General features: G+C 32.0%; 18 protein-coding genes and 1 tRNA gene. 7 read left to right on the forward strand and 12 right to left on the reverse strand.

What is annotated here, in order from left to right; translation table 11 throughout:
* Positions 1 to 95 precede the first annotated feature (95 nt).
* From CCC31_RS04585 to CCC31_RS04610, 6 genes are all read right to left on the reverse strand, one after another.
* Entirely contained in the window at positions 96 to 1,082 is a 987-nt protein-coding gene (locus tag CCC31_RS04585; protein ID WP_290849948.1) for an ABC transporter substrate-binding protein, read from the reverse strand.
* A gap of 135 nt (positions 1,083 to 1,217) precedes the next feature.
* Entirely contained in the window at positions 1,218 to 2,198 is a 981-nt protein-coding gene (locus CCC31_RS04590; RefSeq protein WP_290849950.1) for an ABC transporter substrate-binding protein, read from the reverse strand.
* 250 nt (positions 2,199 to 2,448) lie between these two features.
* Positions 2,449 to 4,401, reverse strand: a complete 1,953-nt coding sequence (gene ligA / locus CCC31_RS04595; protein WP_117909646.1) for an NAD-dependent DNA ligase LigA — start codon at positions 4,399 to 4,401, stop codon at positions 2,449 to 2,451.
* Positions 4,402 to 4,432: 31 nt separating this feature from the next.
* The gene (locus tag CCC31_RS04600) at positions 4,433 to 5,167 is read right to left on the reverse strand and encodes a pseudouridine synthase (protein ID WP_290849952.1); all 735 of its coding nucleotides are present in this window, start codon (positions 5,165 to 5,167) and stop codon (positions 4,433 to 4,435) included.
* Between the two features lie 83 nt (positions 5,168 to 5,250).
* Positions 5,251 to 5,865, reverse strand: coding sequence for a thiamine diphosphokinase (locus CCC31_RS04605; protein ID WP_022088346.1), 615 nt, complete (start codon positions 5,863 to 5,865; stop codon positions 5,251 to 5,253).
* 45 nt (positions 5,866 to 5,910) lie between these two features.
* Positions 5,911 to 7,248: a hypothetical protein gene (locus tag CCC31_RS04610; RefSeq protein WP_290849955.1), complete on the reverse strand. Its 1,338-nt coding sequence runs from the start codon at positions 7,246 to 7,248 to the stop codon at positions 5,911 to 5,913.
* 223 nt (positions 7,249 to 7,471) lie between these two features.
* Here CCC31_RS04610 and CCC31_RS04615 point away from each other — a divergent pair.
* The 3 genes from CCC31_RS04615 to CCC31_RS04625 all read left to right on the forward strand — a co-directional run bounded on the left by CCC31_RS04615 (position 7,472) and on the right by CCC31_RS04625 (position 9,369).
* Positions 7,472 to 7,543: transfer RNA gene (locus CCC31_RS04615), tRNA-Arg, on the forward strand.
* Positions 7,544 to 7,761: 218 nt separating this feature from the next.
* Positions 7,762 to 8,946 (forward strand): ISL3 family transposase, encoded by a 1,185-nt coding sequence (locus tag CCC31_RS04620; protein ID WP_290849957.1) that lies wholly within the window; start codon positions 7,762 to 7,764, stop codon positions 8,944 to 8,946.
* Positions 8,947 to 9,135: 189 nt separating this feature from the next.
* A complete protein-coding gene (locus tag CCC31_RS04625; RefSeq protein ID WP_022088342.1) occupies positions 9,136 to 9,369 on the forward strand; it encodes a hypothetical protein in 234 nt (77 codons plus the stop codon).
* Positions 9,370 to 9,433: 64 nt separating this feature from the next.
* On the opposite strand, the gene CCC31_RS04630 is transcribed toward CCC31_RS04625, so the two are convergent.
* From CCC31_RS04630 to CCC31_RS04640, 3 genes are all read right to left on the reverse strand, one after another.
* Positions 9,434 to 10,444 carry a DUF5688 family protein gene (locus CCC31_RS04630; protein ID WP_117909657.1) on the reverse strand — a complete coding sequence of 337 codons (1,011 nt, stop codon included), beginning with the start codon at positions 10,442 to 10,444 and terminating at the stop codon, positions 9,434 to 9,436.
* 278 nt (positions 10,445 to 10,722) lie between these two features.
* Entirely contained in the window at positions 10,723 to 12,546 is a 1,824-nt protein-coding gene (gene typA, locus CCC31_RS04635; RefSeq protein ID WP_290849960.1) for a translational GTPase TypA, read from the reverse strand.
* A gap of 118 nt (positions 12,547 to 12,664) precedes the next feature.
* Positions 12,665 to 13,291 (reverse strand): YigZ family protein, encoded by a 627-nt coding sequence (locus CCC31_RS04640; protein ID WP_243003024.1) that lies wholly within the window; start codon positions 13,289 to 13,291, stop codon positions 12,665 to 12,667.
* Positions 13,292 to 13,672: 381 nt separating this feature from the next.
* Here CCC31_RS04640 and CCC31_RS04645 point away from each other — a divergent pair, with 381 nt between their 5' ends.
* Positions 13,673 to 16,255, forward strand: coding sequence for a transglycosylase domain-containing protein (locus tag CCC31_RS04645; protein WP_022088338.1), 2,583 nt, complete (start codon positions 13,673 to 13,675; stop codon positions 16,253 to 16,255).
* A gap of 164 nt (positions 16,256 to 16,419) precedes the next feature.
* On the opposite strand, the gene CCC31_RS04650 is transcribed toward CCC31_RS04645, so the two are convergent.
* From CCC31_RS04650 to CCC31_RS04660, 3 genes are all read right to left on the reverse strand, one after another.
* Positions 16,420 to 19,389, reverse strand: coding sequence for a hybrid sensor histidine kinase/response regulator (locus CCC31_RS04650; RefSeq protein WP_022088337.1), 2,970 nt, complete (start codon positions 19,387 to 19,389; stop codon positions 16,420 to 16,422).
* A 295-nt stretch (positions 19,390 to 19,684) separates the two neighbouring features.
* The gene (locus CCC31_RS04655; protein WP_022088336.1) at positions 19,685 to 21,295 is read right to left on the reverse strand and encodes a DEAD/DEAH box helicase; all 1,611 of its coding nucleotides are present in this window, start codon (positions 21,293 to 21,295) and stop codon (positions 19,685 to 19,687) included.
* Positions 21,296 to 21,593: 298 nt separating this feature from the next.
* On the reverse strand, positions 21,594 to 22,763 hold the full coding sequence (locus CCC31_RS04660; protein WP_290849966.1) for a cation diffusion facilitator family transporter: 1,170 nt from the start codon (positions 22,761 to 22,763) through the stop codon (positions 21,594 to 21,596).
* Positions 22,764 to 23,241: 478 nt separating this feature from the next.
* Here CCC31_RS04660 and CCC31_RS04665 point away from each other — a divergent pair, with 478 nt between their 5' ends.
* The 3 genes from CCC31_RS04665 to CCC31_RS04675 all read left to right on the forward strand — a co-directional run bounded on the left by CCC31_RS04665 (position 23,242) and on the right by CCC31_RS04675 (position 25,706).
* On the forward strand, positions 23,242 to 24,198 hold the full coding sequence (locus CCC31_RS04665) for a TAXI family TRAP transporter solute-binding subunit (protein ID WP_290849968.1): 957 nt from the start codon (positions 23,242 to 23,244) through the stop codon (positions 24,196 to 24,198).
* 23 nt (positions 24,199 to 24,221) lie between these two features.
* Complete coding sequence (gene gltS, locus CCC31_RS04670; protein WP_290849970.1) at positions 24,222 to 25,409, forward strand: sodium/glutamate symporter; 1,188 nt, start codon at positions 24,222 to 24,224, stop codon at positions 25,407 to 25,409.
* Positions 25,410 to 25,520: 111 nt separating this feature from the next.
* Positions 25,521 to 25,706 (forward strand): hypothetical protein, encoded by a 186-nt coding sequence (locus CCC31_RS04675; RefSeq protein WP_290849972.1) that lies wholly within the window; start codon positions 25,521 to 25,523, stop codon positions 25,704 to 25,706.
* Positions 25,707 to 26,088: the final 382 nt, after the last annotated feature.

The following is a 26,088-nucleotide window of genomic DNA, read 5'->3' on the forward strand; positions in this document are numbered from 1 at the left end:
TTTCACATTTATTCACACAAAAATACTACTAAGTCGTTTTACACTACTTAGCAGCATTTTCATTTATGTGATTACTCAATTTCTTCTACTTTATATTAATTTCCTTTTACATTATCAAATGCAATTTCACTTATATCTTTTGGACCATTTTCAAGAAATCCTGCTTCTACCATAAAGTCTGCTAAATCCATAATTCCCTGAAGTTGTGTTGTATAACTTGAAGCCGGATCATTCATCCATGAAAGAATTTCATCTGCTGTTGCATCATATCCATCTGACAATATTTCAGCTGTTTCCTGTGGATTTTCCTTAATGTATTCCATTGCTTCTTCCATTGCATCACAAACTGCCTGATATAATTCAGGTTTATTTTCTTTTAACTTATTTGAAGCAACACCTACAATAAATGTATTTCCATTAGGCCATACATCTTCACCTATTTCAATTTTATGAACATTATCCGCTGCTTCTTCCATAAAATTATATGGAGAAATTACCATGTGACATTGGACTGCACCACTTAATAATGATGTATATCCATCTGCATTTGATAAAACCGTAAGTTTTCCGTCTAGTGCATGTGCATCTCCAAGATATGCCTTAGCCGCCATTGCTAACAAAATATGTGGATGACTGTTCAATCCTGTAATTGCTATCTGATCCTGAGCTGTAATATCTTTTAATGAATTTATATCATCCTGATTTGTTAAAATACCATATGGCTGTGATGAAATTCCCGCAAAAATCTTTCCCGGAATTCCTGCTTTAATACCTGTAATCGCAGGAGCTGCTCCCATACACCCAATATCAACTGAGCCTGATGTTAAACCTTCATTAATAGCTGCACCATTTGCAAGCATCTGCCAGTCAATATTCACTTCTCCGTCATAATGTTTCTCAATAAGTTTTTGATTCATCATTACCAGTATCGGTGCGTATGCAATACTTGACTGATATGCTATTGTGATTTTTTCTTTACCGTTATCTTTCTTACTTTCTGTATTGTCTGAACTGCTTCCACACGCTGTAAATGTTACTGCCAATACCATTGACATAATCAATGCCACAATTTTTTTCTTCATCTCCATGCTCCTTTATGTTTCATTTTGTAAAATGTTTAATTTTCTCTTTTGTGTTACTTATTTTTCAACTATTATTAATAACAAGCTAAAATATTTAAACAGGCTAGTCTTATTCAACTTTGTTATTTAAACAATTTAATTTCCTTCCACATTATCAAATGCTATTTCACTTATGCTTTCAGGTCCTTTATCGAGGAAATCTTCTTCTACCATAAAATCAGATAACTTCTTAACGCCCTGAAGCTTTGTTGAAAATACTGACGCATCATTAGTTAACCACGACACAATTTCTTCCTGCGATGCATCGTAATAATCTTTTAAAATATCTGCTGTTTTTTCAGGATTATCATTTATAAATTCAATTGCATCATCCATTGCCTTACAAACTGCTTCATATAACTTTGGTCTTTCTTCTTTTAATTTTTCTGTTGCAACACCTACAATAGTTGTATCTCCTACAGGCCATACACTTTCATCAACCTCAATCTGATGAATTCCCTCTTTGTTTTGTTCCATAAAGCAATACGGTGACATTATCATGTGACACTGAACTGCACCACTTACTAATGATGTATATCCGTCTGCATTTGGCTGTGCTACAAGATTAGCATCCAATGCATGAGCATCTCCAAGATAAGCTTTAGCTGCCATTGCCAAAACTATATGTGGCTGGCTGTTAATTCCTGTAATAGCTATCTGGTCTTCCTTTGTTATATCCTTTAAAGTCTTAATTTCTTCTTTATTTGTTGATATTCTATAAGGCTGTGATGACATTCCTGCAAAAATCTTATATGGTGCACCTGCTTTAGCCCCTGTAATTGCAACTCCTGTTCCTATTGCTCCTACATCAACTGTATTAGAAGTTAATCCCTCGCTGATTGCTGCTCCACCCGAAAGCAACTGCCAATCAATATCAACATTTCCATCATAATTCTTTTCAATAAGTTTCTGATCCTTCATTACTAAAATTGGTGCATAAGCAATTCCTGACTGATATGCAACTTTTAAAGTTTCAGTACTATCCTTTCCCTGCTTATCGTTGTTCTTTCCTCCACAAGCTGTTAATGATACTACCATTGCAGCTATCATAGCTAATGCTATAACCTTTTTTCTCATTTTCTTCTCCTTCTCGAGTTGAGTTATTACTTTTTAGTTATATGTATTATAACTTTATTTTTAAATTACCAAATCATTATAACACTTATAATTAAAAAAGCAACAGGAAATTAAAAAAGTTTTTTGTTTAACTTTTCCAATTTTCTGTTGCTTTATATTTTTATAAAATGATATTGAGGTCAAAAGCCTCAACTTTGATGCCTACGGATTGTTCCCCACAATCCTACCCAATCATAAAATCCCTTTAGAATTAATTCTGTGCCACTAATTTCATAAATCCCTGTTCATCTATTATTTCAACACCAAGTTCCTTTGCCTTTTTATTTTTTGATGAATTTGAATTTATATCATTATTAATCAAATAATTTGTCTTTCCTGTAACACTACCTGTTACTTTTCCCCCTCTATCTTCAATAAACTTTTTAAGTTCATTTCTATTTGCAAATTCATTTACAGTTCCTGTTATAACAAACGTTTTTCCTTCAAGTACCTGTTCATCATTACTTTGCTCAATATAAAGTTCAACCTCTAATAATAAATTATTAAGCTTTCTATTGTTTTCTTCATCTGCAAAATATTCAACAAACTTCTTTGCCATAATCTCTCCAACTCTATCAATAGCCACAAGTTCTTCAACTGTTGCATTTCTGATTTTGTCGATAGAATCTAACTGCTTACAAATCATCTTTGCATTTGAAATTCCTATATTAGCAATTCCAAGACTATAGATAAACGATGGAAGAGTTACTCTTCTGGATTTTTCAACTGCTGCTGTTATATTATTATATGATTTTTCACCAAATCCTTTTTTATTTACTATTTCCTCTTTAAATCTGTCTAAGTGGAAAATGTCAGCAAATTCTTTAATATAACCTTCATCTATAAATTTTTCCAAAGTTTCTTCTGATAGTCCTTCTATATTCATTGCATCTCTTGATACAAAATGAGAAAATGCCTTAACATGTTTTGCAGGGCATTTAGGATTGTCACAATACAAAGTCTTAATTCCGTTTTCATTCTTTATTATTGTATTGCCCATACATACAGGACATTTGTCAGGAATTTCTACATTTCCACTTTTTGTAAGATTTTCTGCAATCTGCGGGATAATCATATTTGCTTTATAAACTAAAATACTATCACCCACACCAAGTTCAAGTTCTTCCATAATACTTACATTATGAACACTTGCCCTGCTAACAGTTGTCCCTTCAAGTTCAACAGGTTCAAACACAGCCACAGGATTTATAAGACCTGTTCTGCTTGCACTCCATTCAATGTATTTTAATTTTGTTTCGGCCTGCTCATCTGCCCATTTGAATGCTATTCCATTTCTAGGAAATTTTGCTGTCGAGCCAAGAGATGCTCCATAAGCTAAATCATCATACATTAATACAAGTCCATCTGATGGAACATCAAATGTCTTTATTTTTTCTGCAAAATATTCTACAGCCTGCTGCATATTTGCTTCAGTTACCTCTTTATGTTCTACAACCTGAAATCCCTGTTCTTCAAGCCATTTCATCTGATTCGCCATAGAATTTCCAAAATCTACTCCCGGAGCACTAATTAGGGCAAATGCAAAAAAGTTTACATTTCTTTTTGCAGTTATCTCATTGTTAAGCTGACGTACTGAGCCCGAGCATAAATTTCTGGGATTTTTATATTTTGCATCCGCATCCTCTATTGTGGCATTTATTTTTTTAAAATCCGAATACTTAATTACCGCTTCTCCTCTTAGCACAAGCTGTCCCTTATATGAAATATTAATTGGAATATTTTTAAATGTTTTAGCATTATTTGTAATTACTTCTCCTACAATACCATTTCCTCTTGTAACTGCCTTTTCAAGAGTTCCGTTATTGTATGTTAAAACTACAGTAAGTCCGTCTAGTTTCCATGACAAAAGTGCTTTTCTTTCTCCTGCAAATGAAGCAAGTGTTGCTACATCCTTTGTCTTATCAAGAGATAACATAGGACTTTCATGTGTTTCTTTTTGTAATTCACTAATAACCTCGTAACCTACATTTACAGTAGGGCTATTTGCCAATACAATGCCTGTTTCCTTTTCAAGTTCTACTAATTCATCGTATAACCTGTCATATTCAATATTAGGCATAATTTCTCTGCTCTCCTGATAATATGCCTTTGAAGCTTCGTTTAAAAGCTCAACTAACTCCTTTATTCTATCTAACTGCGCCATTTTATTTACCTTTCAAAATTATTTATAATTTTTATTTTCTAAAACTTTCTGCCATTGTTTCAAATTCTTCTTTTGTCACATCTCTATAACTTCCAATTGGAAGATTTCCTAACTCGATGTTCATTATACGGATGCGCTTTAATTTTACAACCCTATAACCTAATGCCTCACACATTCTTCTAATCTGTCTGTTAAGCCCTTGTGTAAGAACTATTGAAAACATATTTTTCTTTAATCTGACTACTTTACAAGGTCTTGTAACCGTATCTAATATTTCAACTCCACTACTCATCTTTTCAACGAATTCATCTGTTATCTGCTTATCTGTCCACACGTGATATTCTTTTTCATGTCCATTAGACGCTTTTAAAATGCTATTAACTAACGAGCCGTCATTTGTCATTAATATTAATCCCTGTGAATTTTTATCCAAACGTCCCACCGGATAAATTCGCTTTGAATAATTTACAAAATCAACAATATTATCTTTATTATTCAAATCTGTTGTACATTCTATTCCAACAGGCTTATTAAGTGCTATAAGTATTCTTTCGTCTTCTCTTGAAACCCTTTGTTCATTTACAACAATATCGTCATTTATAGTCACTTTTTGTCCCATTAATGCGACTTTACCATTAACAACTACTTTACCTGCTTCAATAAGTCTGTCCCCTTCTCTTCTTGAACATACTCCTGCATCACTTAAAAATTTATTTAACCTTATTAATTCGTGTTCGTCTTTTACTTCTTTCTTTTTATTATCCATATCATGTTCCTTTAGAATAAAAAACGCCGGGATTATTCCCAACGCTATTTACATTTTTCTACATCTATCTTATCACCAATATTTTAACGGTCATAAATAATTAAAAGTGCACCTTTTTTCACTTCAACACTTACATCATTTCCCACAAATGTATTGCTTACTGCAAGTGGATAATCATTTGTCAAAGTTCCATCTTTAAGTTCATACTTTGCTCCTAAAATAGAAACTCCTTCCGCTTTATCACCTAAAGCAAAAATGGACAGATTTACGCAAATTCTATTTTTTAATATGATTTTAGAATCATTTATTACGTTGTAAACTCTATCGCTATCTACCATACGCATATCTGCACCTTTTTTTGCACCATAAAGCAAAGTCTGTATATTTGCAAATGTATGGTCAGCTCTTCCACCTGTACCACCGTAAATTCTAATATCTGTATATCCTAGCTTAATAGCTTCCATAACGGCAATCATTGTATCTGTATAATCTTTTTCTACTTGAAAAGTCTTTATATTTAATTCATCAGGAACATAACCTAATGAATCAAAATCTCCTAATGTCAAATCAGGACTAATTCCTAATTTTTTAACAATCTTATATCCGCCATCCACTGCTATTACATAATCATTTTCTTTTTTTGTAAAATTGGTGCCGGTATTATCTCCGGCACCAACTATATAGCATATATTATTCATTTTGTTCTCTCTTTATATATCTCTAAAGTTTCTAATTTTCAAATGCTACTGAGCTGCTCCATCATTTGTACTCTGATTTGCATTGTTCTGAGTTGCAAGTGCATCGTAGAAATTCTTTAAATCTCCATCTGCATTCAATGCATCATTTAATGAATTATTAACTTCCGTATACAATGCTACAACATCATCATCCTGAGAAATCATACTAATATAATCAAGAACTTCTTTATCTGTAACTCCATTATGAATATAAATATTTCCCGTTTCATCATCTCTGATTACATATAGTATAGAGATTCCAGGTGCTGGAGTTGCAATATTCTTAATCTGTAATGAATATCTTACAAATACTACATATGTGTTAGCATATAATCCATTCTTTGTATAGCATGTTATATCTGAATATCCTGTTATATAAGATGATTCTTCTGCTAAGCTATCCTCAGTAATACCATCCATATTGTCTACATATTGTGCTAATGCATTAACATCACCTGCTGCCTTTGCCTGATAGTAAAGTTTTACAACATCAGAGATATCTTCATATGAATCTTCCTGTAATGGATTGCTTGCCTGATCATATGATGTTGTTTCAGGTTCGTCATTTTTCTTATAATTTGTTGCGTTAATTCCAACTGCTATAAGTGCAATTACCGCTATAACTACCACAACAATTCCTATTACAGGAATAAATCTGCTAATACCTTTATCGTCATCATCGTAGTCATCATCATCATTTTCTCCATATATTGAATGACTATATCCGGCTTTTTGTTTATTATTCTTAGCACTTTTCTTCTTTTTATTTTTTCCTTTTTGTTTCTTTTCTTTTTCTTCTTTTTCCTCTTTGGCTTTCTTTGCCTTTTTGGCAGCTTCTTCATCAGCATAAATCTGCTTTAACAATCTACTTACTTCATCCTGAGGTTCTTCTTCCTCCGGCTGCTGTTTCATCACTTCATCTAAATATGCATTATCTAACGTTTCAAGCGTAGCCTCTTCCGACTTAATTTCATCTTCGCTTTCTGTATCATTTATAACTGTATCTGATGTCTGTGATTCAGATACTGTATCTTCTGTTATATCTGTTGATACATCTACCGGATTACCATTCTGTTCTTTATCTATTGAAATTTCATTGCCATCTTCACCCATCATTGTTAATCCGTCAGGTGTATCCTGAAGTTCAACAACTTCTGTGTCATTAGAAATTGCCTGTTCTTCCTGCTTCTGTAATTCCTGCTGTTTTAAAGCTTCTTCTTCAAGTCTTTTCTTCTCAGCTGCTGCTCTTTCTTCTTCAAGCTTAGCTAATCTCTTCTTTTCTTCCTGTTCTCTTTTTAATGCTTCTATATCAAAATCATTTATTCCATTACTTTTAAAGCCCATTATTAAATGCTCCTTGTATTATCTTTGTATTTCTATCGACTTCCTGTTGTCGTTTTCCAATACTCATTGTCCAATACATAATTTTATTTAAATATTTCTATATTATTTTAAACAAAACCTCCTTAAACTATATCAAATTATTTCTCCAAATTCAATACGACACTATTTATTATACAACAAAAATATTTGATATTTTCTTAAGATTCCTGTATTATATTTTTATGCGCCTATAGCTTAGTGGATAGAGCGCCGCCCTCCGGAGGCGGTAACGCAGGTTCGACTCCTGTTAGGCGCGTTTTTTACAAATTCACATTTAACTCAATTATTATTATCCATAATTCGATAATTTCCCATTGTTTTTCACTATTTTCAGTTATAAAAAGCAAAATAAAGGCTCTAAACTTTACTTGGGGTGGGTAAGGTTTAGAGCCTTTTTAATTTTTAAGTAAAAAAAGTAGGCACAGGAACCTATAACCTTTATAATTAAATCACCACAAAATAACCGAAAGGAGATTGCCTATTCCTAACAATGATTTTATATCAAATATCCTAGAAATAAAAGACTTAATTATAACAAATGTTGAATCATATCCAGAAGAAATGCATATTTACTTTAAAATTGAACGTCGTGATCACGTTTGTCCATGTTGTGGTGCAGTGACAAATAAAGTTCATGACTATCGTCCTTCAATTATAAAAGATGCACCAATAATGGGTAAAAACACGTATCTTCATTACTCAAAAAGAAGATATCACTGTGATTGTTGTGGCAAACATTTCAACGAGAACTTTACTTTACTTCCTAAGCATTGCAGAATTACAAACAGACTAAATTTTCTTGCTATAAATATGCTTAAAGAGGCTCAAAATGTTTCTGCAGTAGCCCGGCAGGTTGGAATATCACCTTCTACTATTTTTAGAAGAATGGAAGATATTAAATACCCTAAACCTTCTGTTCTTCCACAAGTTTTATCCATTGATGAATTCAAAGGAAACGCCGGTGGCGAGAAGTTTCAGGCAATACTAACGGATCCGAAAAATCATAAAATATTTGATATTCTTCCTTCAAGAACTCAATATAAACTGAAGGATTATCTATTAGAATTTCAAAACAGAAAAGATGTACGATATTTTATTATAGATATGAACTATGTTTATCGAGACATTGCAGAAACTTATTTTCCTAATGCAAACATAGTCATTGACAGGTTTCATGTGGTCAGATATATTACCTGGGCTTTAGAAAATGTAAGAAAACGTATTCAAAAGGATATGCCTCCTTCAAAGCGTAAGTATTTTAAGAGAAGCCGGCGAATATCGTTATCTCATTATTGGAAACTTAATGACGAAAGTAAGCAGGCATTGGAAGTCATGCTTATGCAGTCAAATGACTTAGCTGTAGCTTATTATTTAAAAGAACAGTTCTATGACTTTATGGAATCTAAAAACAGGGATGAAGCTTATAGGAAACTTAGAAAATTTATACTATCAGTGCAGGCAAGCGAACTGGAAGAATTCAACGCTACATTAACAATGTTATCAAACTGGGTCAAATACATACTGAATGCTTTTGACTGTCCTTATTCCAACGGATTTACAGAAGGAACCAACAACAAGATTAAAGTAATTAAGCGAAATGCTTACGGATATAGAAATTTTGAGAACTTTAGGAATAGAATCCTTATGACTTCTGCTTAAAAGAGAAAACACAGTTGTGAACAATAGTTCACAACTGTGTCAAAAATCTTTTTACCCCCACTCTTGACAAAGAGCCATATATTTATTGCATTATGCCTATTAATTTGATACAATTTAAAAAGAGGTTTTGCTAGGATTTAATTAATATTTTAGTTTACAATGTAAACTATTTATAAAGGAGAATGGACTATGTTTAAGAAATCAAAATTACGTAAAGGTATTAAAAAATGTAAAGATGAAATCACTCTACTTGAATCTAAACGTTCACGTTCACAGTCTGCGATAGTACAGGCTATTCTCGAGCAGCGCGATCCAGATGAAGAAGAGGTTGAATTTTTCAATCAATATACAGCTAAAATTGACGAAGTAAGAAATAATATGTATGCACTTCAGCGTGAATTAGATAATTTAGAATATAGATAGTTTATTTATTTTATACCATAAAAAAGGACAACCGTTGTCAAATTAACTGTTGTCCTTTTTTATTTTACATGTATATTCTGTCGTCTCTTCTGCAGTATAAATACATATGATTTGATAAAATTTCAACTGTTTCTAATTCATTTTCATTAACTTCACCAATCATCTCATTTATTTCTTCATCTGAAATTTCATTATCTTTTGGTATCAATATTACTTCATGAACAGAACTTGGAATTATTATTAAATCTTTTTCTATTTTATCCGCAAACTTCTTAAGTAATCCATCATAAAACATCGTTCCTGCACCATTAATTCTTTTTTCATTTGTCAGAACATACATATCAATCTTATCATCATATTTCATTTTTTCAATTTCTTCACGTACATATTCTGACACTTTTTCTTTCGGATGTCCACCATAAGCACAATCTTCTTTAACAAAATCCCATTGTTCCTGTTCATCCTCATCATCCCATTGCATCGAAATATCATTAATAATCATCTCAGCAAGTAAATCTTCCATTCTCATTATAACCGGAGGCATTAATTCAGGTGTATTAGTTAACGCTACTTCTTCAATTTCTTTTTTGCTGACTTGCCACATATCTAAATGTTCTTTCTTAATCATCGCAGTAGCTGAATTATACGCATCTTCTTCTATCACAATATTAAACACAATTGCCAAATCTAAAATATGTAAATGTGGAACAGTCTTAAGCATCTCTCTGTTCATATCGTAATTAATTACTTTATATGCTATTTTATTCTTTATATAGGAATAGTTCATAAAATCTTCCATACTAAAATTTAGTCCACAGGAATTCATAATATACATTTCAAATATCTCATTCGCTATATCCGAAATATCCTTTCCCTGACAAAATTCTTCATAGTAAGATTCCAAATAGATTGTTGGCGTTGCCCGATTTTCATCATTAACAACACTTATAGATTTTAGATGTACATTGTTATTCTTTACTATGTCCCTAATAACAACTCTGCCTGAAAGACCTTTTCTTTCAGCAAGCATTTCAAATTCCCCGTGAATTTTCTTAACAAAATTCTCATAATTCATTGGTTTGTACCCCTTTACACTTAATATCGTGTAATGTTACAAATCATTTATAGCCAAATTGATTTTATTATATTTCCAAATAAAAATCAACTACTTTTTTAATTTTATTTCTGTTTCTACTTTTTTAATTTCATTTCTGTTTCATAGCGTGATTTCTTCAAAATTAATAAACTGAAGCCAAACTATGCCTTTCACTTTATTTTCACAAAAATAATAAAACGATTACTCATGACATAAATCATAGGTAATCGTTTCTTATTGATTTGCAAATTATAATTTTATTTATTTCTTTGCGCTCTCTTTCTCATTGTTGGGTCAAGAATTTTCTTTCTAATTCTAAGACTTTCAGGTGTAATCTCTAAAAGTTCATCAGTATCAATATATTCAAGTGACTGCTCTAAGCTTAATACTTTCTTTGGTACAAGTCTTAAAGCTTCATCTGAACTTGATGTTCTTGTATTTGACAAATGTTTTGTCTTACATACGTTAACTTCGATATCTTCTGCTTTTCCTGTCTGACCAACTATCATACCTGCATAAACTTTTTCACCAGGTCCGATAAATAATGTTCCTCTTTCCTGAGCGTTGAATAATCCATAAGTAATAGCTTCACCTGCTTCAAATGCAATTAATGAGCCTTGTTTTCTATACTGAACATCTCCCTTGTATGGACCATATCCGTCAAATACTGTATTCATAATTCCGTTACCTTTTGTATCAGTCATAAACTGACCTCTGTAACCAATTAATCCTCTTGAAGGAATTGAAAATTCCAATCTTGTATAGCCACCATTTGTTGGAGCCATCCCCTGAAGTTCGCCTTTACGGTCACTTAATCTCTGAATGATTGTTCCTGCAAATTCTTCAGGCACATCAATATAGCAGATTTCCATAGGCTCTAATTTCTTGCCTCTTTCATCTTCTTTATAAATAACTTCAGCTTTACTTACGGCAAATTCGTATCCTTCTCTTCTCATATTTTCAATTAATACTGAAAGATGAAGTTCTCCTCTTCCTGATACTTTGAAAGAGTCTGTTGATTCTGTTTCTTCCACTCTTAAACTTACGTCTGTATTCAATTCTCTAAACAATCTGTCTCTTAAATGTCTTGAAGTAATAAATTTACCTTCCTGACCTGCAAGCGGACTATCATTTACCATAAAATGCATAGAAATTGTAGGTTCTGAAATCTTCTGGAATGGAATTGCTACAGGATTATCTAAAGAGCAAAGTGTATCTCCGATATGAAGGTCTGTAATTCCGGCTATAGCAACAATTGAACCTACTGTTGCTTCCTTAACTTCTACTTTATTTAATCCGTCAAATTCATATAACTTTGTAATCTTAACCTTTTCCATTTTGTCCGGTTCATGATGGTTGACTAAAGCTACATCCTGATTAATCTTTAAAGTACCGTTATCAATCTTACCAACACCGATTCTACCAACATATTCATTGTAATCAATTGTGCTGATTAATACCTGTGTATCTGCATCAGGATCGCCCTGTGGTGCAGGAATATAATCAACGATAGTATCAAATAAGTCTTTCATATCTGTTGTCTGCTTATCTAAATCTAATGTTGCAAATCCCTGTTTTGCTGAAGCAAATACAAATGGGCAGTCTAACTGTTCTTCATTTGCATCTAATTCTATAAATAATTCTAATACTTCATCTATTACTTCTAAAGGTCTTGCTTCCGGTCTGTCAATCTTATTTATACATACAATAACAGGAAGCTGAAGTTCTAATGCTTTCTGAAGAACGAATCTTGTCTGTGGCATTGCACCTTCAAATGCATCTACAACAAGAACAACACCGTTTACCATCTTAAGTACACGTTCTACTTCTCCACCAAAGTCAGCATGTCCCGGTGTATCAATAATATTAATTTTTGTATCCTTATATGTTACGGCAGTATTTTTTGAAAGAATTGTAATACCTCTCTCTCTTTCAATATCATTTGAGTCCATTACTCTTTCTGCTACTTCCTGATTTTCTCTAAAAACACCACTCTGCTTTAACAATTCATCTACTAAAGTTGTTTTACCGTGGTCAACGTGAGCTATAATAGCTATGTTTCTTACATCTTCTCTAATCATTTTTTCTCTTTCCTACTTAAATAAATCTTTGTTTATTGTATCACAAATGTTCATTTTACCACATAGAAACATCGTTTTCAATAATTTTTACACCTGCCTATTATTATTCTGTCTATTATTATTCCACAACAAATTCCGCTTCTTCTTTTTCTCCAAATACTGCTTTTCCATTTGTCGCTTCTACAACTTTCTTTTCAAATCCGTCATAATCTTCCTTCTTAACCGTGATATCAATTATGACTTTTTCAGTGTAAATTGTATCCATGTTTTTTATTCCCATGCTTGCAGCAATATATTGAATCTTTCCAATGCCATTGTAATCAGTTTCTATTTTTGTTCTTATTCCCTGAATTTTGCATACAATAGAAGCATTTTCAATTCCATCCTGAGAAGATTTTGTATAAGCTCTTATTAAACCACCCGTTCCAAGTAGAGTTCCTCCGAAATATCTTGTTACAACAATTAAAACATTATGAATATCATTTCCTTTTATAACTTCCAGTATTGGTTTTCCAGCTGTACCACTTGGTTCCCCATCATCTGAGAACCTCTGTGTTTCATTATTTTTACCAATTACATATCCGTAACAATTATGTCTTGCATCCCAGTATTTTTTCTTTAATTCTTCTATATATCCTTGAGCCTGCTCTTCCGAATCTATTGCATATACATGCGCTATAAACCTGGATTTTTTATCTACAAACTCACCAACTCCCGGTTTTGCAACTATTTTATATTCACTCATTAAAATACTCCCATAAAATTTTTAAAAATACACCAAATCTAAATTGAGACGGATGGCATATTTAAATAAAATGCATTTGACGCCGTCGGTTCAAAGCGACAGCTATATTTTTCTTAGGAACATAAGTCCTAAGGAAAATATGAGATGGAGGTTTAGAACCGCTACGAGTGTCAAGCAGCGCGAGCGTTTTTTAATTAAATATGCCATCCGTCTCAAAAAGGATTTGGTGTTTTTCTAAATTATTTAGGTATATTTTAATAGGTAATATTTTATATTTCAACATTGTTCTCGATAAATTTATGAATTTTGTCTTATATTTTTCTTTTTTACTTTATAAAAATATATACTTTTGCTATAATGTAGCGGATAGGAGGATTATTTATGAACTATGGTTATAGAGAAACAATATCTAAACAAAAGAATCTTGTTTCAACCGGTCAACGTCTTTCAAAAAAGAGTTTAGTGGTATTTTTCAAGATTTTATTATACATTTTGCTTTTAATATGTATAACGGGATGTGCCCTTGTTTTTGGTATTGTTCGTGGAATTATTGATGCTGCACCTGATATTCAAGATGTATCAATTGTACCTTCTTCTTATTCAACAACTGTTTATAATAATAAAGAAAAGGAAATTGCAAAACTTGTCACTTCCGGTTCTAACAGAATAAAGGTTTCAATTGATCAGGTACCTGATAATTTAAAATGGGCTTTTATCGATACTGAGGATGCCCGTTTTTATGAACATAACGGTATTGATATTCAGGGTATCGGACGAGCTGTTGTTGTAGCAATTACAACTTTAAACCCTTCCGAAGGTGCAAGCACTATTACACAACAGGTTTTAAAGAATAATGTTTTTACTGATTGGACTTCAGAGGAAACTTTAGGTGATCAGGTCAAACGTAAACTTCAGGAACAGTATCTTGCAATTCAACTTGAAAAAGTTACTAAAAAAGAAACTATCCTTGAAACATATTTGAATACAATCAATCTTGGTTCTAATACATTAGGAGTTCAGGCTGCTTCCCATAGATATTTTGATAAAGATGTCAGTGATTTAACTTTATCAGAATGTGCCGTAATTGCCGGAATCACACAGAATCCGGCTGCTTACAACCCTATATATCACCCGAAGGCTAACGCTAAACGTAGGAAGAAAATTCTAAAAAATATGCTAGATGCCAGTCATATAACTAAAGATGAATATAATGAGGCTATGAAAGATGATGTATACAGTCGTATTCAGTCTGTAGATAATCAGATTACTCAGAGCAACAATGTTTACTCTTACTTTGTTGATGAAGTGGTTTCTCAGGTTATGAGCGATTTACAGGAACAAAAAGGTTATACTTATACTCAGGCTTATAACGCCGTATATAGTGGTGGTTTAAAAATTTACACTACTCAGGATTCAAAAATCCAAAAAATTTGCAATAAAGAATTATCAAACGCTGAAAACTATCCCAATACAGTTTCTTATTCCATTAACTGGGCATGGACAATTCAGCACGCTGATGGAACAACTGAAAACTATTCAGAAAGTTACATCAATTATTATCACAAAGTTCTTTTGAACGAATCTTCTTTTAAATTAATTTTTTCAACAAAAGAAGCTGCAAAAGAATGTGTAAAACAATATAAAAAATATTTATATCCTGATGGATTAGCTGATGATGATGTTGAATATGAAACTTTATATTACACTCCTCAACCTCAGGCTTCATTCACAGTTATGGACCAATATACAGGATACGTTAAAGCTATTGTTGGTGGAAGAGGTTCTAAGAAGGTTAGTTTAGGTCTTGACCGTGCTACTCAATCAACAAGACAGCCGGGTTCAACATTTAAAGTTTTATCAACCTATGCACCGGCAATTGATACAATGGGATATACTTTAACTACTAAAATAAAGGATGAACCTTTTAATTATTCTAATGGACGTCCTGTTAAAAACTGGTATAGCGGTTACCGTGGTACTGTTACAGTCAGAAAGGCTATAGCTGATTCCATGAATGTATGTGCCGTAAAAACACTTACAGAAATTACACCGCAACTTGGCTTTGATTATTTATTAAATTTTGGTTTTACAACATTAGTTCAAAACAGAACTGAAAAAGACGGTTCAGTTGTTTCTGATATTCAACAGCCTTTAGCACTTGGTGGTATTACTGATGGTATTACTAATTTGGAAATAACTGCTGCATATGCAACAATCGCAAATCAGGGAACTTATACAAGACCTGTATTTTATTCAAAAGTAGTTGATAGTAACGGAAGAATATTATTAGACAATACTACTCCTACTACACATACAGTTCTTAAGTCATCTACTGCTTCACTTTTAACTCAGGGAATGACAAGTGTTATTACTGAAGGTACAGGTAAAGCATGTGCGCTTACAGACGGAATGCCTGTTTCAGGTAAAACAGGTACAACTTCAAGTGCTTACGACTTATGGTTCTGCGGATATACACCATATCTTACTGCATCAATTTGGACAGGATATGATGAAAACAAGGAGCTTGGTTCCGATCAAGCATATCATGAAAGATTATGGTCAAAAATTATGAGCCAAATTGATCAGGTTAAGGGCTATAAAATTAAGGATTTTGAAATGAGTGATGATGTTGAAGAAGTTACTCTTTGTTCATCATCAGGTGCATTAGCAATCGAAGGCGTATGTCCTCATACTTATACAGAGTATTTTTCAAAAGATACTGCACCAACAAATAAATGTAGTTATCATTATGGTACTCCTAAAAAGACTACTAACGAATCATCTACAGAAGCAACAACCTCAGGGACTGTAACAGTTGGCTCGGCAAATGCTGCTGACAATGCTGCTGACAGAAAGACTTCAGTTTCAAGTGGTTCTTCTGATTCGTCAGGTTCTGATGATGCTAAAGACGGTTCAGGTAGCTCAAATGATGGCTCTTCCGGTTCTAATGGTGCTAAAGAATAATAAACAAAGAACCACAAATAAAACAATGTTTTATTTGAAAATTAAGTTTATAAACTTTGTCTTACAATATACAAATAAAAATGCGTAGTGTTTCAATTTACACTACGCATTTTTATGTATTAAATGATACTATAAACCGTATTTAATTTTTCTTATAAGCTAATCTACAGCCATTTTTGTAGTATCTCATCTAATTCTTTTATATCTACAGGTTTAGCTATATGTTCATTCATTCCTGCTGCTTTTGCTGTAAGAATATCTTCCACAAACGCATTCGCTGTTACTGCTATAATTGGAATTGTATGAACATCTTTTCTCTGATCCATTTGTCGAATTGCTTCTGCAGCCTGATATCCATTCATAATCGGCATCTGTATATCCATGAACACAATATCGTAATAATTCTCAGGTTCGCTTTCCAATTTTTCAACTGCAACTTTACCATTTTCTGCACGGTCTACTTTGATTCCAGTCATATTAAGCATTTCTCTCATAATCTCTGCATTAAGTTCATTGTCTTCAACTACAAGTGCTCTACGATTACTATAGTCTTCATTCTTAAGTACAGATAGCGGATTCTCTTCTTCCTGATTATTATTAAGCAATTGCTTAAATGTCGTCGTAAGCCTTGACTTAAACAACGGTTTAGAAATGAATGCATTAACACCGGCTGCTTTTGCTTCTTCTTCTATATCGCTCCAGTCATATGCCGACATAATTATTATCGGAACATCTTTTCCAACAGCTTTTCTTATCTCTTTTGTTGTTTCTATTCCGTTCATTTCCGGCATATTCCAGTCAATTATAGCTGCATAAAAATCATCATTCTTTTCATGTTCTTCAACAACTCTTGTAACGGCTTCTTTTCCTGTTGTAACACCTTCGCTGTTCATTCCAATAGAATTTAAAACTTTGCACGTTGAATCACATACAACTTTTTCATCGTCAACAACTAAAACCTTTAAGTTTATTAATTCCTTATCTGTTTCCTCTTTATCATCCTGTAACTTTAGAACCATTGTAACGGTAAACCTGGAACCTTTGTTTATTTCACTTTCAACCTGAATTTCTCCTCCCATCATGTGAATTATATTATTAACAATAGCCATTCCTAAACCGGTACCCTGTATCTTATCAATTCGGCTGTCCTCTGCCCTCTCGAATGGGACAAATATTTTCTTGACAAATTCTTTAGACATACCAATTCCTGTGTCTTCAAATATAAATTCAAAACAGGACGTTGACTTGCTATGTGTAGGTTTTTCATTTACCGTAATACTAATTTTTCCTCCATTTGGAGTATATTTAATTGAATTGCTTATAATATTGGTAAATATCTTCTGTATTCGAATACTGTCGCCTATAACCTTTTCATGCTTCATATTTTCTATCGACACATTCAAATCAAGATTCTTATTTTTCACATCGCCCTTTACCAATTCAAGGACGTCTTCAAGCAATACTGATAACTCAATATCTTCATCCACAAGTTTAATATTACCTGATTCAATTCTGGACATATCCAAAACTTCATTGATTAATCCAAGCAAAAGTTTGCTTGAAGAAGTAATCTTCTTTAAGCATTCTAACATTCTGTCTTTATCATCTATATAACTTCCTGCAAGAGCCGTCATTCCAATAATGGCGTTCATAGGAGTTCTTATATCATGAGACATTTTTGATAAGAAATCACTTTTTGCATTACTTGCATTTTCTGCTGCCTGATACGCTTCTCTAAGTGCTTCCTGATCACGGACTTCTTTTTTCTTTAGTTCCGTTTCGTCCTGAGATGCCATTAATACCTTTGTAGGTACACCTCTCCTTCTTTCTACACAAAGAACAGCCAGATTTGTCCATCTAAATTCATTATCTGTATCAAATTCTTCTGAATATTCAAGGCTAAAACTATCTTTTCCAAAATCTAATTGTTCTATAAGTTTTTCTCTTTGCAACATCGTATCTACTGATGTATGCTTTTCATCATTTTTAAAACATTTGCTAAATATATTCTGAAGGATATCGCCATAACTACCTTCAAATCCGATTCCGGGTAGCTTTTTATTTTCATCTTCTATTATATATTCGTATTTATCTTCATCTAAATCTACTAAAATAAATCTATCAAACATCTGCGTTATTGCAGTTACAATATTCTCAACAGATTCTTTTTCATTCATTATATTACGTTGTTTTTTTACATTAAACACAACCGTTCCTATTAAATAAATAATGAAAAATACCGCTAAAATAGTTACAAGTCTCCAACTATCCTTATTGGCAGTTGCATTCAGTTTATTCGTAGCCTCAACAGGGAATGCCTGAACTAAAATAAGACCACTGTTTTCAAGCCTCATCATATATGCACTTGATTCATAATTTTTACCATGTATTTCAAATGCATATTGATTTTTGTTCTTTAAGCTGTTTCTTAATTCCGCTATACCATTATCATCCATCAGATTGTGTTCTTTAAGGTAACTTGTTAATGTTGTTCTTTGTAAAATACCTACTGAATTTGCAACTATTTCTCCTGATTCACTACAAATAAACGCTGTTGAAGTATAACCAAACAGTTTTGTATTCATAAATTTCTTTAATGTTGCATCATCAAAATTTCCTACTAATACTCCCGCTATCTCTCCGTCCTTCTCTACCGGGGCAAAGAAGCATATTCTGTTTTGCATATCAGAATTACCTAATGGATTTAGTGCTATAACTGTATCACCTTTTAACGCATCATAATACGCTGTTGCATCTGCAAATGCATATTCGATATTATTCTGGTCAATTCCTATTCCATGTTTATTTACATAAATCAGACTTTCAAAACTTACATTCTGATTAAGCGATTCTATATCATGTGCTGTTACATTTCCGTTCTCATCAATAATTTGTCCAAATAATTTACCTATTGATTTAATACTTTCCTTTGCATCAACTAACAGACGGTCTATTATCTGTTCATTCTGCATGGTACTTATCTTTATATACTGTGCAGTTTGTTCCGAAACTCTCTTTCTCGTCGTCTGTATATTCATCAATACTGCTAGAGCAACAGCAAATATCATCACCCCTAATGATAAACTCCCCATCATTCGTCCTAAATGACTATTTTTACTATTCTCTAATTTCAATTTTTCTCCTTTAATTACATTCCGGATTGTTTAGCTTGCAAATTTACCTCCTTACAAATTATTTTTACGTTGCAATTTATATCTAATCAAATCTGAAATTTTCGTATTAATTCATAATTTTTATAAAATAAAATGCTATCAGTGCGAAACATAAATTTCTCATTCTAACAGCATTTTTACTTCGGTCATTTATTCTATTATCACTTATTAATGTTACTCCTTTTAGGTTGTTATGTCAACATTTGCAGCCTTTATGTTTTAGATTTTCCATAAATTATTTTACAAAATTTTTACGTTATTTTTGTTTATTTTTTCTTTTGTTTGTTTCAGATTTTTTATTCTTTTTTTCTGTAAATTTTCTGCTACTATTTTCGGATTCTACAAATCCCTTTTTTCTTCTTTTTTTATCTGATTCATTATTTTTACCATTATATTTCTTCTTTTCTGCTTCACTATTTTTTCTATTATATATGTTCTTTCTTCCTTTCTCTGTTTGTTTCCCATTTTCTGTACGTCTGTTCTTTACTGCTTTATTTTTTCTACCTATACCATTATTTTTTCTTTCTTTTCGTACAATTACAAGTGGTTTAACATCTGATAAGCCGCTATAATCATTATTTTTTCTATTCATCATATCCATTAATGCTAAAGTAATTTTTTCCAAAGAATATCCTTCTTCAATTAACATTTCAACAATTTCTTTTTGATTTGAACTATTGTGCTTATCCATAAATTTCTTTAATCTGTTAATGTTTCGCTGATAATCCTGAGTTTTTATTTCATCAACTGTCGGAAGTTTACTTTCAATAATTTCACATTTAGCATATCTTTCAATGTATCGTAAATCTTCTAGTTGTTTTCTTCCATCTATTAATGTAAATGATTTTCCTTCATTTCCTGCTCTTCCGGTTCTTCCGATTCTATGAACATAATATTCATTATCTTCAGGTAAATCATAATTAATTACAATATCAAGATTGTTAACATCAATTCCTCTTGCTGCCACATCTGTTGCAACAAGAATATTAAATGTACCTTTCTTAAACTGGTTCATTACATTTGTTCGCTGTTGCTGTTTTACATCACCATGTAACCCCTGTGCTAAAAATTTATTTTTTCCAAGGAAATCTACCAACTCATCAACCATTCTCTTCGTATTACAAAAAATAATTGCAAGTTTTGGTCTGTAATATCTAAGCAACAATGCTGTAGCACTTTTCTTTTTATTTTTATCTACAAGATAAAATCTTTGTTCGATACTGTCTACAGTCATTTGCTTATTTTTTATTTTAATTAATTCAGGATTTTTCTGATAATTATTTGTAATATCCAATATTTCCTTTGGCATTGTAGCTGAAAACAGAATTGTCTGTCTGTCATCAGGTGTAGCCTTTAATATAGTTTCAATATCTTCTCTAAATCCCATATTAAGCATTTCATCCGCTTCATCTAACACGACCATCTTTAACTGTTCTAATTTAAGGCTTTTTCTACGGATATGGTCCATAACTCTTCCCGGTGTTCCAACTACAATATGACTTCCTTCACGCAAATGTTTAAACTGTCTTTCTATGTTCTGCCCTCCGAATATAGATACTACATTTAATCCTTTTATGTATTTTGCAAATTTTCTTAATTCTTCTGCTGCCTGCAATGCTAATTCTCTTGTTGGGCATAGTATAAGAACCTGATTTAATTTTTTGTTCATTGTCATGTCTACAAGTTCTATCGCCGGTATTCCAAATGAAGCAGTCTTTCCACTTCCCGTCTGGCTAAATCCTATTACATCTTTTCCTTCCATAATTGCCGGAATGCTTTTTTCCTGTATTGGAGTTGCTTCTTCATATCCTAAATCTTTTACTGCTTTCTTTATTTCATCTGATATATTTAATTCCTGAAACTTCATCCTTACTTTTCCTTTCTCAATATTAATTTTATAAAAAATAGACTTTTATAAATATAAATTTTCTCTGTTATAAAAAGCAAAAAACGTCAAAAAATAAAAACATCACAAAGACACTTTTACTTTTTGACGTCGACTTTAAATGGTAACACATTTAATTCTGTTTTGCAAATATGTTTCTAATATTTTAATATATATTATTACATAGTCTCTTATTTTTTATATTAATACACATTTTCTATATAGAATATCTTCCCATTTTTATTTCAAACTATTTTACTTTACTTTTGATGCAGATTTGTTAATTTCCAATATAATCTTCTTCTATTTTCATCACAACTCTATATTTATCATCAAGTTCACTTATCTTCTCTTCAATATTATTTTTTATTTCATCATGTTTCTTTTCTACACAAAATGGAACAACAACATCAAATATAAGATTTGTATGTGTATCTCCTGTTATCATTCTAAAATCATGTATGGACATATGTTCATCTATACTTTTAACTATGTTTTCAACTTTACTTCTTGTATCTGTAACCACTTGATTATCAACTTCAATCGGATCCATGTGAATTACTGCCTCACATCCTATTTTTTCCTGTAGTTCAGATTCAATATTGTCTATCATGTCATGTAATTTATATACATTTTCATTTCCGGGAACTTCTGTGTGCAGTGAAATCATCATTCTACCCGGGCCATAATCATGAACAACCAAATCATGAATTCCGTATACTAATTCATGTTTCATTACAATATCACGAATTTTGTCCACAAGTTCAGGCTCTGGTATTTTACCTAAAAGCGGAGATATCGTATCCTTAAACGCACCAATTCCTGCATATATAATCAAAATTGCTACTAAAAGTCCGCATATACCATCTATATTTATTCCAAACTTCATATTAACAAGTACACATATTAATACTACTGTTGTAGCCACGGAATCACTTAAGCTGTCAATTGCTGTTGCTTTCATTGTTACTGAATCTATTTTCTTTCCTATACCCGTATTGTAAAATGCCATATACAATTTTACACAAATAGATATAAGTAATATTGTTATAGCCAAAATACTAGATTCTAATTCCTGTGGATGAATAATTTTATCAACAGAACTCTTTGCTAGTTCAAGTCCCATTAATATTATCAGGCAGGAAACTGCCATTCCTGATACATATTCAAATCTCCCATGTCCAAACGGATGCTCTGTATCAGGTTTCTTTCCTGCAAACCAAAAGCCTACTAATGTTATTATTGATGAACCTGCATCTGACAAATTGTTAAATGCATCTGCTGTAATTGAAATTGCACCCGTTAACACTCCTGCAAAATATTTTCCAACAAATAAACATATGTTTAAAAAAATTCCAACTACACTACACAATGTGCCATATGCTTTTCTTCCTTGAGAATCATTCATCTTTACGTCTTTCAAAAAAATTTTAGCCAATGCTGTAACCATTTTCTATTCCCTCTAAAAAAAATTTTTTCATCTAATATTATGATATTGCTTTTATAAAATGATATGCTTTTTACCAACAACTAATATTTATTTCTTAAGCATCTATATCTGCACTCTTTTAATATTATTTAACACTTATCAAAATTAGACTCATATTATATTTGTTTTCAACAACTAACTTTTCCTAAACGTAGAACAACAGGTACATTATATGTACCTGTTGTTCTACGTTAAAGTTATATATATATCAATCAAAAATTATTCTTTTCAACGGCATATTTTGCGTATTAATATAGTATATTTCATTTTACTACTTTGGTCAAGATATTTGATTAAAATAGCGCATATGTGTACTTTTCTTTTTATCCTGTTTTTTATTTTTTCTTCCTATTTCTTATTTTTTCATTCCATTTAACTTTATTTTATTGTAAAATATTAATTAGGTATGTCCTAAATTTACGTAAAGGAGAATTTTAATTTGAAAAAATTTTTATGTATTTTACTTAGCCTCACAACACTTATGTTATCCGGCTGTGGCATTAAAAATGAAAAAATTCGCTTTGGCTCTGCCGGTATTGGTGGAATGTATTATACTTTTGGAAATGCATTCACGGAACTTGCTTCTAAAGAAAACGATAAGTTTAACTTTGAAGTAAAATCTACTGCCGGTTCAGCAGCAAACATACGATTATTATCTAAAAATTATATTGAAATGGGAATTGCTCAGGCTGATTTAATTAATGATGCCTATAACGGAACCGGAATATTTGTCAGTACCCAGTGTTCTGGTTACAAGGCAATCGCGGCATTATACCCTGAAGCTTGCCAGATTGTTGTTCACAATGATTCAGGCATAAATTCAATCGATGATTTACTAGGTAAAAAAGTCAGCATCGGTGAAAGTGATTCAGGTACTGAGCAGACTGCTAATTTAATTTTACAACTTAACGGCTTATCAGACAAACTAGTAGACACTTTAAATTATGACTATACTACTGCCGCCGGCAAATTACAATCCGGTGAAATTGATGCATTTTTCTGTACTGCAGGATTGCGCACAACAATAATAGAAGAATTAGCGCAACAATGTCCTATTAAATTTTTAAGCATTAGCGATTCATGTTCTAAAAAACTTGAATCTGCTTACGATACTTATGTTGACTATACAATTCCGGCGAATACTTATACCGGACAAACTGAAGAAATAAAAACAGTAGCTGTTCAGGCTGTTTTACTTGCTAGCAACGAATTGTCTGACATCGTTGTAGAATCTTTAACAGAATTTTTATTTGAACATTCAGCGGATCTTCAATATTCCGTTCCTTTGAATTTACAGCTCGATGAAACTTCTGCCGTTAAAGGTATTTCCATTCCGTTTCATCCAGGTGCAGTAAAATATTATAAAAAGCACAACATAAAAGTAAAATCTGAATAAATTTGTCAAAGGAAAGGAGTTTTATGGATATACAATTAGATATGTATCAGACACTTGCCATCGCAGTAGTCGTTTTAATACTCGGGCAGTTTTTGAAGCATAAAATTTATTTTTTGGAAAAGTTTTGCATTCCTGCCCCTGTTATTGGTGGTTTGCTATTTGCCATATTTACATGTATATGTCATTCAACGGGATTAATCGAATTTTCGTTTGATGATACCCTTCGTGAAGTGTGTATGGTATTTTTCTTTACATCAGTTGGTTTTCAAGCCAATTTAAAGGTTTTAAAAAGTGGTGGTAAATCTCTTTTTATTTTCCTATTACTAGTTATAACGCTTATTGTTTTTCAGAATTTTCTTGCTGTTGGGATGTCACATTTTCTTGGCTTAGACCCACTTATAGGAATGTGTACCGGTTCAATTCCAATGGTTGGAGGACACGGAACTGCCGGAGCATTTGGTCCTGTACTTGAAGATTTTAACATTAGCGGAGCTACAACCATTTGTACTGCTGCTGCAACATTTGGTTTAATTGCAGGAAGTTTAATCGGTGGTCCTATTGGTCGTCGTCTTATTGAGAAGAAAAATCTTTTGAACACAGTTGTTGCAGAAGATGACAGTCTTTTAATCGAAGACGAAAAAAGGCATGAAAGACATGCAAATATGTATGCAATGGCAGTATATCAGTTGATTCTTGCTATTGGTATAGGAACTATTTTTTCATGGATGTTAACTAAAACAGGCTTAACATTTCCTATTTATATTGGAGCAATGATTGCAGCTGCTTTAATAAGAAATATTGGAGAATATTCAGGCAAATTTGATATATGTATGGGTGAAATAAATGACCTTGGTGGTATTTGTCTTTCATTATTCTTAGGTATAGCCATGATTACACTTAAATTGTGGCAATTAGCATCTTTGGCATTACCACTTGTTATGCTTTTAGGTGCACAGGTTATTTTAATTTTTCTTTTCACATATTTTGTTATATTCAATGTTATGGGGAAGGATTACGATGCTGCTGTTCTTGCAGCGGGAACATGTGGATTCGGTATGGGTGCTACACCAAATGCAATGGCAAACATGCAGGCTCTATGCGACAGATATGCACCTTCAATAAAAGCCTATTTGTTAATTCCGCTTGTTGGTAGTTTATTTGCAGACTTTATTAACAGTCTTGTTATTACATTTTTCATCAACCTGTTGTAGATTACAAAGTATTGAAATTTAACTATAAAAATTTAAATATCAATGAATTAAGATACGTTTCACTCTCATAACAAAATTGTAAATCTATTTATAAAGTATTTGGAGGTAATTATGGAGTTTAAGAAATCAAAAAAAATTAATAAAAAACACGACTTTAATCTTTCTATTGATAATTTAGCTATCCCTGAGATTCATACACACAAGCAGGATGATACTTTAAAAGCCACTAAGGATCAGCCTTCTGTAAACTATGATACAGCTATACCGGAGATTCATATTAAGAAGAAAAAACAGTAAAATCTAATATATTAAAAACACTACATTTTTCTATGAACAGATATTATTAAAATATATTAAAAGACTGCATTTTTGCTATCACTTAATATTGTTACGATACCGTAAATAAAGATGTCGATTATATTATCGTATCTACTCTACAATATTAAATTTATCGAAAATACAGTCTTTGTTTTTTTTATTTTTTTAATATTTCTTTTCTAAACTTTTTCCATATTTTATCATCCATTATTGGTGCCGGGCAATGTTTTCCGTTAACATCAAAATGTCTTATTATCTTATTCGCATTAGGACAATATCTTTGTATATATTTTATTAATTTTCTTACTGATTTTAATAAGAGCTATCGCATACACGATAGCCCTGTTAAGACGTTATAACG

Origin of the sequence: Eubacterium sp. LMAG:50, assembly GCF_008680265.1 — a bacterium.
In the GTDB taxonomy this organism is placed as follows: domain Bacteria; phylum Bacillota; class Clostridia; order Lachnospirales; family Lachnospiraceae; genus Eubacterium_U; species Eubacterium_U album.